The 12,071-nt window shown below is 71.8% G+C and carries 9 protein-coding genes; 2 read left to right on the top strand and 7 right to left on the bottom strand.

Annotated features, from left to right (window positions below):
* Nucleotides 1-4: 4 nt before the first annotated feature.
* The 7 genes from ACZ6NZ_RS08310 to ACZ6NZ_RS08280 are packed head-to-tail and all read right to left on the bottom strand — an operon-like array spanning nucleotide 5 to nucleotide 8,443.
* Nucleotides 5-1,648, bottom strand: a complete 1,644-nt coding sequence (locus ACZ6NZ_RS08310; RefSeq protein WP_465856988.1) for a DUF885 domain-containing protein — start codon at nucleotides 1,646-1,648, stop codon at nucleotides 5-7.
* The gene (locus ACZ6NZ_RS08305) at nucleotides 1,645-2,883 is read right to left on the bottom strand and encodes an amidohydrolase family protein (protein WP_465856986.1); all 1,239 of its coding nucleotides are present in this window, start codon (nucleotides 2,881-2,883) and stop codon (nucleotides 1,645-1,647) included. Before ACZ6NZ_RS08305 ends, ACZ6NZ_RS08310 begins: the two co-directional genes overlap by 4 nt.
* Before the next feature lie 9 nt (nucleotides 2,884-2,892).
* Nucleotides 2,893-3,870 carry an ABC transporter ATP-binding protein gene (locus ACZ6NZ_RS08300; protein ID WP_465856984.1) on the bottom strand — a complete coding sequence of 326 codons (978 nt, stop codon included), beginning with the start codon at nucleotides 3,868-3,870 and terminating at the stop codon, nucleotides 2,893-2,895.
* A complete protein-coding gene (locus tag ACZ6NZ_RS08295; RefSeq protein ID WP_465856982.1) occupies nucleotides 3,867-4,844 on the bottom strand; it encodes an ABC transporter ATP-binding protein in 978 nt (325 codons plus the stop codon). The genes ACZ6NZ_RS08300 and ACZ6NZ_RS08295 overlap by 4 nt, the downstream gene beginning before the upstream one ends.
* A gap of 1 nt (nucleotide 4,845) precedes the next feature.
* Nucleotides 4,846-5,745: an ABC transporter permease gene (locus ACZ6NZ_RS08290; RefSeq protein WP_465856980.1), complete on the bottom strand. Its 900-nt coding sequence runs from the start codon at nucleotides 5,743-5,745 to the stop codon at nucleotides 4,846-4,848.
* Entirely contained in the window at nucleotides 5,742-6,827 is a 1,086-nt protein-coding gene (locus ACZ6NZ_RS08285) for an ABC transporter permease (protein WP_465856978.1), read from the bottom strand. The genes ACZ6NZ_RS08290 and ACZ6NZ_RS08285 overlap by 4 nt, the downstream gene beginning before the upstream one ends.
* An 11-nt stretch (nucleotides 6,828-6,838) precedes the next feature.
* The gene (locus ACZ6NZ_RS08280; protein WP_465856976.1) at nucleotides 6,839-8,443 is read right to left on the bottom strand and encodes an ABC transporter substrate-binding protein; all 1,605 of its coding nucleotides are present in this window, start codon (nucleotides 8,441-8,443) and stop codon (nucleotides 6,839-6,841) included.
* 285 nt (nucleotides 8,444-8,728) lie between these two features.
* Here ACZ6NZ_RS08280 and ACZ6NZ_RS08275 point away from each other — a divergent pair, with 285 nt between their 5' ends.
* Together ACZ6NZ_RS08275 and ACZ6NZ_RS08270 are read left to right on the top strand one after the other, a co-directional pair.
* Nucleotides 8,729-9,265: a helix-turn-helix domain-containing protein gene (locus tag ACZ6NZ_RS08275; protein ID WP_465856974.1), complete on the top strand. Its 537-nt coding sequence runs from the start codon at nucleotides 8,729-8,731 to the stop codon at nucleotides 9,263-9,265.
* Between the two features lie 126 nt (nucleotides 9,266-9,391).
* On the top strand, nucleotides 9,392-11,275 hold the full coding sequence (locus ACZ6NZ_RS08270; RefSeq protein ID WP_465856972.1) for a Xaa-Pro dipeptidyl-peptidase: 1,884 nt from the start codon (nucleotides 9,392-9,394) through the stop codon (nucleotides 11,273-11,275).
* The last annotated feature ends 796 nt before the right edge of the window (nucleotides 11,276-12,071 follow it).

The following is a 12,071-nucleotide window of genomic DNA, read 5'->3' as shown; positions in this document are numbered from 1 at the left end:
GAGGTCAGGGCAGGTCGGCCAGGCGGGCGCGGAGCGGGTCCAGTCCCATCGGTCCCAGCGCCAACGCGGTGTGGTGGAAGCGTTTCCGGTCGAAGGCCGTACCCTCGCGCCGCTCGGCGTCCCGGCGGGCCTGCTGCCACAGCCGCGCGCCGACCTTGAAGGCCAGCGCCTGCGCCGGCCAGCCGAGATACCGGTCCACCTCGAAGCGCGCGGTCTCGGCGTCCAGCCCGACGACACGGGTGAGAACGTCCACCGCGAGAGAAGGCGTCCAACGGCGTTCCTCGGTGAAGCCGTTGCCGGCCGGGATCGGCAGCCCGAGGTGCAGACCCAGGTCGATGACCACGCGGGCGGCCCGCCACAGCTGACCGTCGAGCATGCCGAGACGCTCGGCCGGGTCGGCGTACAGGCCGAACTCGTCGGCGAGGCGCTCGGCGTAGTGCGCCCATCCCTCGGCGTACCCGTGCACCTGGCAGAGGGTGCGCTGCCACGGGTGCAGGTCGGCGGTGGTGAGGGTGAGCGCGTGCTGGAGGTGGTGGCCGGGCAGCCCCTCGTGGCAGAGCGTCCCGACGTGCCGCCACACCGGCACCGTCGACTCGCCGGTGGGCACCGACCACCAGATCGCGCCGGGACGCATCAAGGCCGGGTCGGGGGGCGTGTAGTACATGACCCCGGACGTGGCAGGGCTGATCCGGCACACCACCCGGCGGGTGGCGGCCGGGATGTCGAAGTGGATGCCGTCGAGCGCGTCGGTCAGCTCCTCGGTGCGCTGGCGCAGCCACTCCTCCAGAGCGGGCCCGACCGCCACCCGACCAGCCGGGTCGGCGTCCAGGGCCGCCCGCGCGGCAGCCACCCGCTGGTGGCCCAGTTCGCCCGCGGCGGTCCGCAGCTCGGCGGCGGTGCGGGTCAACTCCGCCCAGCCGTACTCGTACACCTCGTCGAGGTCGACCGTCGCGCCGAGGAAACTGCGGGCGGTGACCCGGTACAGGTCACCACCCACACCGTCCACCTCGGAAGCGCCGGGTGCCAGCTCGGCTCGGAGGAACGCGGCGAACCCGGCGGTGGCGGCGGTCGCCAGCCGCGCGCCCCGACGCAGCCGAACGGCGAGCGGGCCGTCGGGGCAGCCGTCGACCAACCGCCCGTAGAAGTCGGCGGTGACCCAGGAGGCGCACTGGTCGGCGACCACGAGCACCTGACGGCGGGCGACCAGGTGTCCCTGCCGCGCCGACCGGCGCAGCGTCGCGGCGTACCGGTCGAGGGCGTCGGGCACCTGGTGCAGGTGGTCGGCGAGCACCGCCCAGTCGTCCTCGGTGCGCCGGGGCAGATTGTCGAAGAGCTGCCGCAGCAGGTGCACCGGCGTGGCCAGTGGGGCGAGCAGCCGGGTGGTGAAGCCCGCGTCGTACAGGTCGATCTCACTGGCCAGCCGATCACGCAGCGCCCCGGCCAGGGACCGCTCACCGGGGTCGTGCGTGGTCGCCGCCGCGGCGGCCGTCGCGGTGCGCCGGGCCAGCTCGGCGCGGGCGTCGAACCCCTCAGGGGAGAGATCCGGGACGTGCGACCCGGGGATACGCCCCACCGCCTCGGCCGCCTGCGGGTCCAGCTCGGCGAGCGCGTCGAGGTACCCGTCGGCGACCTGGGTGATGCTGCTCATCGCGGCACGCCGAACCGGCCGTTGTCGTCGCGGTAGGCCACCCCGCCCTTCATCACCGCGTGCAGGGTGCGCAACGCGGAGACCGAGCGGGTCGGGTCGTCGCGCAGCACCAGCAGGTCGGCGTGCCGCCCGGCCTCGACGGTGCCGAGGGTGTCGGCACGACCCAGCCACTGCGCGGGGCGGGTGGTGGCGGCCTTGAGCGCGTCCGCTACCGGCATCCCCGCGTCCACCATGAACTCCAGTTCACGGACGGTCGCGGTGGTCTCGTCGTAGCCGGCGTGCGGGGGCATGTCGCTGCCCAGTGCGATCGGCACGCCGTTGCGGATCGCGTGCTGCAGGCTCTCCCAGTGTCGTGGGCCAGCCGCGAGGGCGCGGTCCATCAGCCAGCCGGGCACCCCGGAGTCGCGGAAGAACTGCTCGCAGCGGCTCACCACGATCGTCGGCACATACCAGACACCCCGCTCGGCCATCAGCCGAGTGACGTCGTCGGTCAGCTCGTACCCGTGCTCGACGCAGTCGAGGCCCAGCTCGACGGCGCGGCGGACCGAGTCGGCCGGGCCGGCGTGCGCGGTGACCTTGCGCCCCCAGTCGTGTGCGACGCGGATGACCGCGGCCATCTCGTCGTCGAGCAGCTGCGGGGTGTCGATCGCCTCGTGCTGGCCGGCGATCCCGCCGGAGATGCAGACCTTGATCAGGTCGGCGCCGGCGCGGAGCTGTTCGCGGGTGGCCCGCCGGAACCCGTCCGCGCCGTCGGCCTCCAGGGCGTCGGCGTCCCAGCCGTGCCCACCCGTGCAGCAGAGCGCGTGCCCCGCGGTGAAGATGCGCGGGCCGTCGACCGCACCGGCCTCGATCCCCCGACGCAGGGCGAAGTCGGCGTAGCGGCTCTCCCCGACCAGGCGGGCGGTGGTGACACCGGAGTGCAGGGTACGCCGGGCCGAGTCGGCCATCAGCAGCACCAGCTCGGCCAGGTTGGAGTTGTGCACGCTGTCGGCGAGGTGGCCGGGCAACCCCAGTGAGAGGTGGACGTGCATGTTGGTCAGACCCGGCATGACGTGTTCGCCGCCCAGGTCGACCACCCGGGCCGCGCCGGCCTCGGCGAGAACGTCGTCGACCTGACCGACGGCGCGGATCATCCCGTCGGCGTCGATCCAGATGCCGCGGTCCGGTTGGAGGGCGTCCTGGACACCGTCGTAGAGGGCGAGGTTGACCAGGACCTGTTCGGTGGGCATGCGCATGGGGCGTCCTCAGAGTGAGCGCGCGGCGGTCGGGGCCGTGGCAGGGTCGGTGAGCCAGCAGGCGACGCTGCGGCCGCCCAGGTCGACGGTGGGCGGCTGCTCGCCGCAGGGCGCGAACGCGTGCGGACAGCGGGGCCGGAAACGGCACCCGGTGGGCGCGTGGGCCGGGTCGGGCACCTCTCCGGCGAGGATGGCGGGCAGGCGTGCGGTAGGCCCGATCTGCGGCACCGCGTCGATCAGCGCCCGGGTGTACGGGTGTCGGGGCTCGCTCCACAGCTCGCGGGTGGGTGCGACCTCGACGATCCGGCCCAGGTACATCACGGCGGTCACGTCGGCGATCTCGTGCACCAGTGCCAGGTCGTGGGAGATGAACAGCATGCCCATGTCGAGGTCGCGGACCAGCCCGACGAGCAGGTTGACCACCTGCGCCTGGGACGAGGCGTCCAGCGCGGTGACCGGCTCGTCTGCGATGATCATGCGGGGTTCCGGGGCGAGCGCGCGGGCGATCGCCAGGCGCTGCCGTTGACCGCCGGAGAACTGGTGCGGATACCGCTGGGCGGCGCTGCTCGGCATGGCCACCCGTTCGAGCAGCTCGTGCACCCGGGCTCGGCGGGCCGACCCGGTGACCGCCGCCGGCACGCCGTCGAGGAGTTGAGAGCCGATGGTGCGCCGGGGGTTCAGCGAGGCGTACGGGTTCTGGAAGACCATCTGCAGGCCGACCTCGGCACCGGAGCGGGGCCGCCAGCCCAGCGGGGTGACCGGTCGGCCGGCGTACTCGACGGTGCCGGCGCTCGGCGCGCTGAGCCCGACCGCGACGCGGGCGAGTGTGGACTTTCCGCACCCGGACTCGCCGACCAGGCCGACGATCTGGCCGGGGGACACCTCCAGGCTGACCCCGGCGACGGCCCGAACCCGGCCCCGCCCTCGGGAGCGGTACTCGACCTCCACGTCGGTGAAGGACAGTCGCGCGGGCGCTGTGGTGTTCACGCGGCCACCTCCAGGTGCGGACGGACCACGCAGGCCACCGACCGGTCGGCTCCGGCGGGGGTGAGCGGGGGCGGGGCCACACCGCAGGACGGTTCGGCGTACCCGCAGCGGGGTTGGAACGGGCACCCCGGCGGTGCCTCGCCGGGTGCCGGCGGGGCGCCCGGGATGGGCCGCAACGTCCCGCCGTGCTGGGTGCCGTGCGGTCGGGCCCCGAGCAGCGCGGCAGTGTACGGGTGGGTGGGGGCGGTGAGCAGGCTGCCGGTCGGGCCGGTCTCGACGACCCGCCCGGCGTAGAAGATGTAGCCACGGGTGGTGAGGGCGCTGAGCACCCCGAGGTCGTGGGTGATGAACGCGACGGCCAGCCCGGTCTCGGCGCGCAGCCGTTCCAGCAGGGCCAGGATGCCGGCCTGCACCGTGACGTCGAGCGCGGTCGTCGGTTCGTCGGCGATCAGCAGCCGGGGCCGGGCGGCCAGCGCGATGGCGATCGCCACCCGCTGCCGCATCCCGCCGGAGAACTGGTGCGGGTACGCGCGCAGCGCCCGCTCCGGGTCCGGGATGCGGACCTGGTCGAGCAGCTCCACCGCGCGGCGGCCGGCAGCGCGACGGTCCATCCGCAGGTGCACCCGCATGTGCTCGGTGAGCTGCCGGCCCACGGTGAGCATCGGGTGCAGGGCCGCGCTCGGGTCCTGGAACACCATGGCGATTCCCGCGCCACGGATCCGCTGCCAGCCCCGGGCGTCCAGCCCGAGCAGTTCGGTTCCGGCGTACCGGGCCGAGCCGGTGACCGCCGCCCCCGGGGGCAGCAGCCCGAGCAGGGTCTGCGCGGTGAGGCTCTTGCCGCAGCCGCTCTCCCCCGCGATGCCCACCAGCTCACCCTCGTCGACGGTCAACGACACGTCGTGCAGGATCGGCAGCGCGCCACGCGGTGAGGGCAGGGTGACGGCCAGGGAGTCGACGTCGAGCAGCGGTGCCACCTCAGCGTCCCTTCGAGTAGCGGGGGTCCAGCCGGTCGCGCAACGTGTCGCCGAGCACGTTGAAGGCCATCACCACGGTGAGGATGGCGAGGCCGGGGAACACGCTGACCCACCACATCGACAGGTCCTGCGCGCCGAGGGCCACCATCGAGCCCCACTCGGCGGCCGGCGGGCGCGGACCCAGACCGAGGAACGACAGGGCGGCGAGCAGCAGCACCGCGTTGCCCAGCTCCAGGGTGGCCAGCACGATGGCCGGGCCGATGCTGTTGGGCAGCACGTCGCGGCGCAACGCCCGGATCGGCCCGACGCCGAGCAGGCGGGCGGCGTTGAGATAGTCGTCGCCGCGCATGCTGAGCACGGCGCTGCGGATGACCCGGGCGTAGACCGGCCAGGAGACGATCACCAGGGCCAGCACGGCGTTGCGGGTGTTCGGGCCGAACGCCGCCGTCACCGCCATGGCCAGGATGATCTGCGGGAACGCGAACACCAGGTCGGTCAGGCGCATCAGCGCCTCGTCGACGAACCGGCCGACGTATCCGGCGACCAGCCCGAGCAGCCCGCCGACCAGCAGGGCCAGCGAGACGATGGCCAGGGCCAGCGGGATGGACAGGCGGGCGCCGTGGATGACCCGGCTGAGGATGTCGCGGCCGAGCGAGTCGGTGCCGAACCAGTGCGCCCCGGACGGCGACGCGTACGTGACGGGGCTCTGCGCCAGCGGGTCGTACGGTGCGAGAACGTCGGCCAGCAACGCCAGCAGCAGCCATCCACCGAGGATGGTCAACGCCGCCACGGTGATCGGCTGACGCCACACCGGTCGGCTCGTCGAGCCGCCGCGCAGCCGGCCGAGCCAGCGGCGTCGGCTCAGGGCCCGCTCCGCCTTCGGGTCTGCACGTGTCGTCATGACAGCCGGATCCTCGGATCGATGAGCCCGTACAGCAGGTCGACGGTCAGGTTGACAAACGTGTAGACCAGCGCCACGAAGAGGCTGACGCCGAGGATCGCGGGCAGGTCCAGCGCCGTGGCGCTGCGGTACGCGTACTGGCCGACGCCGGGCCAGCCAAAGATGCTCTCGACGAGCACCGTCCCGGACAGCAGCGAGGCGAACGCCAGGCCGGAGACGGTGACCACCGGAACGAGGCCGGCACGCAGCAGATGCCGGCGCAGCACCACCCGGGTCGGCAGGCCCTTGGCGTACGCGGCCCGGATGTAGTCCTGCTGGAGCACCTCCAGCATCGCCGAGCGGACGAAGCGGACCAGCATCGCCACCGTCAGCGAGGTCAGCACGAGCACCGGCAGGGACAGGTGCTGGGCGGCGTCCCAGGCGACGTCCCACTGCCCGGCCAGCGCCCCGTCGACCGTGTACATGCCGGTGACGGTGGGCGGCGGGCTGAAGTCGGTGGACAGTCGCCCGCCGCTGGGGGCCAGGCCGAGTTGGTAGAAGAAGACGTAGAGCACGACCAGGGACAGCCAGAACGGCGGGGTGGAGAGCCCGAGCAGGGCGCCGATCCGAACGAGCTGGTCGGTGAACCGGCCGTTGCGGACCGCCGCCAGCATGCCGACCCCGGTGCCGATGAGCAGCGCCAGCACCATGCTCGGGAGGGCCAGCTCCAGGGTCGCCGGCACGTAGTGCAGCAGGTCGTCCAGGACGGCCCGTCCGGTCTGCTGGGAGTGGCCCAGGTCGCCGTGCAGCAGGTTGCCCAGGTAGTGCAGGTACTGGGCCCAGAGCGGCTGGTCCAGGCCCCACTTCTCGCGGAAGGCGGCCACCGCGGCGGGGTCGTTGAGCGCCTGGTCGGAGAGGTTGGCGGTGACCGGGTCACCGGGGACCACGTTGACCAGACCGAACGTCACCACGGTGACGCCGAGCAGCAGGCCGGCAGTGACCGCCACCCGCTTGGCCAGGAAGGTCAGCAGCGGGTGCGCACCCCGGGGCCGGGACGCGGTCGTGGCGACCGCGCCCGGCTCACCGTTGTGGACTGTCGTCATGTCGTCGCCGACTACTTGCGCCCGACCGCGGCGACGTCCACCTGCCAGCCGGCAGCGGTGTAGTCCGCCCCGGTCAGGTCCGCGGTCGCCACGACGATGGAGGAGTTGCTGGCCAGCACGAGGTACGGCGAGGACGCGTTCATCAGCCGCTGCCACTCCTGCATCGCGGTGGCCCGGCCGGCCAGGTCGAGGGTCTCGGTGACCTTCCTGCCGGCGGCCACCACGGCCGGGTCGGCCCGCTCGACAGTCCAGCCGGAGCGCAGCGCGGTCGCCTGGCCCGGTGCCATGTTGTTGATCAGTGAATCGGCGACCGGGTAGTTCAGGCTCTGCGGGGTGAACCCGAGCGGAGACTTTCCGCCGCGCATCTCGTCGAGGAACGTGGTCAGCGGCTGCGGGTTGAGTTCCAGCTTGATGCCGGCCTCGGCGGCGTCGCCCTGCACCTTGGTGGCCACCGTGCCGAGATCCACACCCTTGTAGGTGATGGCCGGGTAGGTGAACTTGACCGTCGGGTTCGTCAGGCCGGCCTCAGTGAGCAGCGCCTTGGCCTTGGCCACGTCCCGCTTGGACTCCTCGCCGGCCGGCAGCGCGCCGGGGAAGGCGGGCGCGACCAGCCCGGCGCCCGGGGCGGCGCCCTTGCCGTACAGAGCGGCGATTCCCTGGTAGTCGATGGCGGCGCGCAGGGCCTGGTTGAACTTCGGGTTCGAGGTGACCGCCGAGACGGCCGGGTCGGCGTTGAGGAAGAGGAAGTAGACGGTGTCCTGCACGCCGGAGGTCTGCAGGCTGCCCGGCAGTCCGTCGAGGAGCTTGCCGGAGATGTCCAGGGATATCTCGGCGGCCTCGGCGCGTTGCATGGTCAGCTTCTGGGTCTGCACATCCATGTTGCGCAGCACGACCCGGGAGAACTGCGGCTTCGCGCCCCAGTACTTCGGGTTGGCCTCCAGCACCACCTGCGACGAGGGGTCGTAGGACTTCAGCACGTACGGGCCGCTGCCGACGGAGTTGGTGTCCAGGTACTGCTGCGCGGTGTCGCCCTGGGCGGCGTCGGCGCCGTCACGGGCGCCGTGCTCCTTGGCGACCTTGGCGTTGAGCACCGCTGTCGACGGCATCGACAGCACCACCGGGATGTTCGGGTCGGGGGTGGCCGAGGCGACCACGACCGTACTGTCGTCGGTCTTGGTCACGGTCAGGCCGCTGACGGTGACCGCAGGGCTGCCCTTGATGTTCTTCAGCCGATTGAGCGAGAAGACGACGTCGTCGGCGGTGAGCGGGCTGCCGTCGGCGAACGTCACGCCCTGGCGCAGCTTGAAGGTGAACGTCGTGGCGTCGGGCGACACCTGGTACGACTCGGCCAGCGCGGGGACCGGCTTACCCACATCCGAACCCTCGAAGGTGAGCAGGGTGTCGTAGAGGGCGTGCACGGCGGTCAGACCGGTTGCCTCGTAGACCCGGCCGGGGTCGAGGGTCTTGAGCACGAACGAGGTGTTCACGGTGAGGGTCTTGGCCGTGCCGTTCGCGTTTCCACCACTGCCGCCGGCGCTACAGGCGCTGACGGAGAGGACGGCCAGCGTCGCCAGAGCGGACGCTCCGGCGAGGAGCCGGCGGGGAGACACCGACATGCTGTTCCTACCTTCGTATCGCGCGGCCCGCCGTGCGGGAACCGCGGGGCGTCGACGCCTCGGGCGACCAGACCACCGGCGGAAGCGGCGGGAGATCGTCGCGGGGTTCTCGGGAGGCGTCGTCTCGGGTTGGATGTAGGCCGGACGGGGACGTCGTCCGGTTCGTCTTGACGCGGCCTTGTCTAGTGGTGTCGAACGTTGCCGCCTGTTGTTCAGCGATACTAAACAGACCCGTATAGTCGGGTCAATCAAGATTCAGCCACACTGTTTTCGGAACGAGGACACATGCTCGGTGACCGACTCCGCGACCTGCGTCAGCAGCACACCCTCACGCTGCGTCAGCTCGCCACAGCCGCCGACGTGTCCCCCGCTCTGCTCAGCCAGATCGAGAACGGCGCCACCGACCCCAGCCTCTCCACTCTGCGCAAGCTGGCCCAGGTCTTCGACACCTCGATCGCCGAGCTGTTCTCCGAGCCCGAGGCCCCACCGGTGCACGTCAGCCGCGTCGGCGCCCGCACCCGGCTGGCCGCGCCACCCGGCCAGATCACCTACGAACGGCTCACCCCCGGCCGCGGCGACCTGGAGGTGCTCCAGGCCCACCTCGCGCCCGGCGACGCCAGCTCCGCCGAACCGTGGGCGCACCCGTCGACCGAATGCGCGATCGTCATCAGCGGCGCTGTCGTCGCCGAGATCGGCGGCGAGCCGTACACCCTCACCGCCGGCGAGTCGGTCACCTTCGACTCGCGCCTCGCGCACCTCTACCGCAACGCCAGCGACCAGCGCGCCCACCTGATCATCGCGGTGACGCCACCGACTCCCTGACCGACCACGGTGGACAGCCGACGGGATCGACGGAACGCCGCGGCGGACCTAGCATGACCACGAATGGATCTTCGAGATTGGCCCCTGCCGACCCCCGGCAACCAGCCCAACCGAAGGGAGACGCGCATGCGTCGACCCCGTCATCTGGCACTCCTGAGCGTCGGCGTTTCCGGCGCTCTGGTGCTCAGCGCAGCCTCCACCGCAACGGCTGCACCGCCCGCCGCCACCACGCCCACCGGCATCGTGGTCAGCGACGGCATGACCCAACCGGTGTTCTCGCTCGCCGACGCGATCGAGGAGCGGGTGTTCGTCCAGACCACGGTGGACACCGACCACGACGGTCGGCCCGACCGGGTCGCGATCGACATCTCCCGACCCGGGGAGACCGCCACCACCGGCTTCAAGGTGCCCGTCATCTTCGAGCACAGCCCGTACCGCAAGGGCACCTGGGGTGATGTGCCGTACCCGAGCGTGCTGGTCGACGACCTGCCGCAGAACGGCCTCACCGACCGCAACGGGCGTCGTGCCCTCGACGCCGGCGCGCAGCGGGCCCAGGCGAAGGCCAACCTGCCCGGCTCGCTGGACGACTACTACGTACCCCGCGGGTACGCGGTGGTGCTCGGCCAGAGCGTCGGCACCGGCGACTCCGACGGCTGCCCGACCAGCGGCGACCAGGCCGAGACGCTCGGCACCAAGGCGGTCATCGACTGGCTCAACGGCCGGGCCAAGGGGTACGACGCCAACGGCGCCCCGGTCACCGCCGGCTGGAGCACCGGCGCGGTCGGCATGACCGGCGTCTCCTACAACGGCACCCTGCCCAACCAGGTGGCCACCACCGGCGTCAAGGGGCTCAAGACCATCGTCCCGGTCTCCGCGATCAGCAGCTGGTACGACTACTACCGGGCCAACGGCCTGGTGGTCGCGCCCGGCACGTTCCAGGGCGAGGACCTCGACATCCTGGCCCAGTACACCGCCGGGCAGGCGCGCGCCGAGGGGCCCTGCGCCGACGAGCTCGCGGACATCACCGCGAAGCAGGACCGGGTCACCGGCGACTACTCGACGTTCTGGCAGGATCGCGACTACCTCGACGCCCGCGACGTCAAGGCCAGCGTCTTCGTCGTGCACGGCCTCAACGACTGGAACGTGAAGACCGAGCACTTCGCCGGCTGGTGGGACCAGCTCGCCAAGCGCGACGTCCCCCGCAAGATCTGGCTGCACCAGGGCGGCCACGGTGGCCCGGGCAGCAACGCGTCGGTGACCCTGCCCGGTGGGCAGACATGGACGTACAAGCAGACCGAGAACCGCTGGTTCGACTTCTGGCTGTGGAACGTGCGCAACGGCATCATGGACGAGCCGACGGCGGTGCTCCAGCGCGAGGACCGCGCCTACACCACGTACGCCAACTGGCCCGACCCGGCGGCGCGGGAGGTCGGGCTGCGCTTCGCCGCCACCGACGCCACCGCACCCGGCACGCTCACCACCGGCAAGCCGCCGAAGGCCAGAGTGGAGCAGAGCTTCGTCGACGAGGGCCGGACCATCCACCCGGACACCCTGGTGTCCAACCCGGACACCGCCAGCGCCAACCGACTCGCCTACCGCTCTCCCGAGCTGACGCAGAGCGTGCGCATCTCGGGGCGTCCGGAGATGCGGTTGCGGATGGCGATCGACAACAAGCCGGACGCGAACCTCACCGCGTACCTGGTCGACTACGGCCCGGCCGGGTCGACCGACGCCCCGACCGTGGTGACGCGAGGTTGGATGGACCCGCAGAACCGCGTCAGCGCCGCCCGGACCGCGCCGGTCAAGCAGGGCAAGCTGTACGACTACCGGTGGACCATGGAGCCGAAGGACTACATCTTCCCGGCGGGACACCGGATCGGCGTCGTCGTCTTCTCCAGCGACCAGGAGTACACGTTGTTGCCGCTGGGCGGCACCGAACTGCGGGTCGCCCCGAACGACAGCGAACTACGACTGCCGGTCGTCGGCGGCCGGAGCGTCCTCGGGTTCTGATTTCATCTTCGCGCTCCCGGGTGGGGCAGTCCGACACGTTCGGGCTGCCCCACCCGCACGTCAGAACCACCGCGAGTGCCGCCCCACACGTGCCACCCCGCGCGTCCCGTCCCTGCCCCTGCCCCCGTCCCTGCCCCTGCCCCCGTCCCCGTCCCCGTCCCCGCCCCCGCCCCCGCCCCCGCCAGCGTCGATCATGGAGTTGTGGTGCCCGGTTTGGTCACGAAGAAGGGAATTGTCACCCACCACAACTCCATGATCGACGACGCTGGCGGGGCGATTCGCGAACTGCAGCTCTTCTTCCGCGACCGCGTTCAGGTCGGGGATCGAGCCCCGGAGTCGGCGTGGATGTCGGTGCGCACGATGCCGGGGGCCACGTCCTTTCCGGCACCCTGCGCACGTTCGCAAGGTCGTGCTCGATCCTTGATGTAGTGGTCTCGTGGCACAAGGAAGGCCCTGCTTCCTGGATCAAGCATGATCTTGCACCGGGTTCGCGCTGCGCCCAGCTGGGCCAGGCCGCGTCACACGACATGGCAACCCGACCGCCCCCTCCGGCAACCTCGACCAGCCGAGCCAAACGCTCGGTAACCCGAGCAGGCCCCGATTGCACCCGGCGGCAACCCCAACCAGACCCGACCGCACCACACGGTGACCTCAACTAGACCCGACCGCACCACACGGTGACCTCAACCAGGCCCGACCGCACCACACGGTGACCTCAACCAGGCCCGATATTACACGCACCCCCGTCTAGGCCGACATCACCCACGCGGTGACCGCGATCAAGGCCGACCACACG

The sequence above is a fragment of the Micromonospora sp. NPDC047756 genome, assembly GCF_055587245.1.
The sequence above is the reverse complement of the archived record's forward strand: the minus strand, read 5'-3'. Positions and strand labels throughout refer to the sequence as shown.

Coding starts and splice junctions, on each gene's coding strand:
- ACZ6NZ_RS08310 (WP_465856988.1), bottom strand. CDS start 1,648: ATGAGCAGCATCACCCAGGTCGCCGACGGGTACCTCGACGCGCTCGCC.
- ACZ6NZ_RS08305 (WP_465856986.1), bottom strand. CDS start 2,883: ATGCGCATGCCCACCGAACAGGTCCTGGTCAACCTCGCCCTCTACGAC.
- ACZ6NZ_RS08290 (WP_465856980.1), bottom strand. CDS start 5,745: ATGACGACACGTGCAGACCCGAAGGCGGAGCGGGCCCTGAGCCGACGC.
- ACZ6NZ_RS08285 (WP_465856978.1), bottom strand. CDS start 6,827: ATGACGACAGTCCACAACGGTGAGCCGGGCGCGGTCGCCACGACCGCG.
- ACZ6NZ_RS08280 (WP_465856976.1), bottom strand. CDS start 8,443: ATGTCGGTGTCTCCCCGCCGGCTCCTCGCCGGAGCGTCCGCTCTGGCG.
- ACZ6NZ_RS08275 (WP_465856974.1), top strand. CDS start 8,729: ATGCTCGGTGACCGACTCCGCGACCTGCGTCAGCAGCACACCCTCACG.
- ACZ6NZ_RS08270 (WP_465856972.1), top strand. CDS start 9,392: ATGCGTCGACCCCGTCATCTGGCACTCCTGAGCGTCGGCGTTTCCGGC.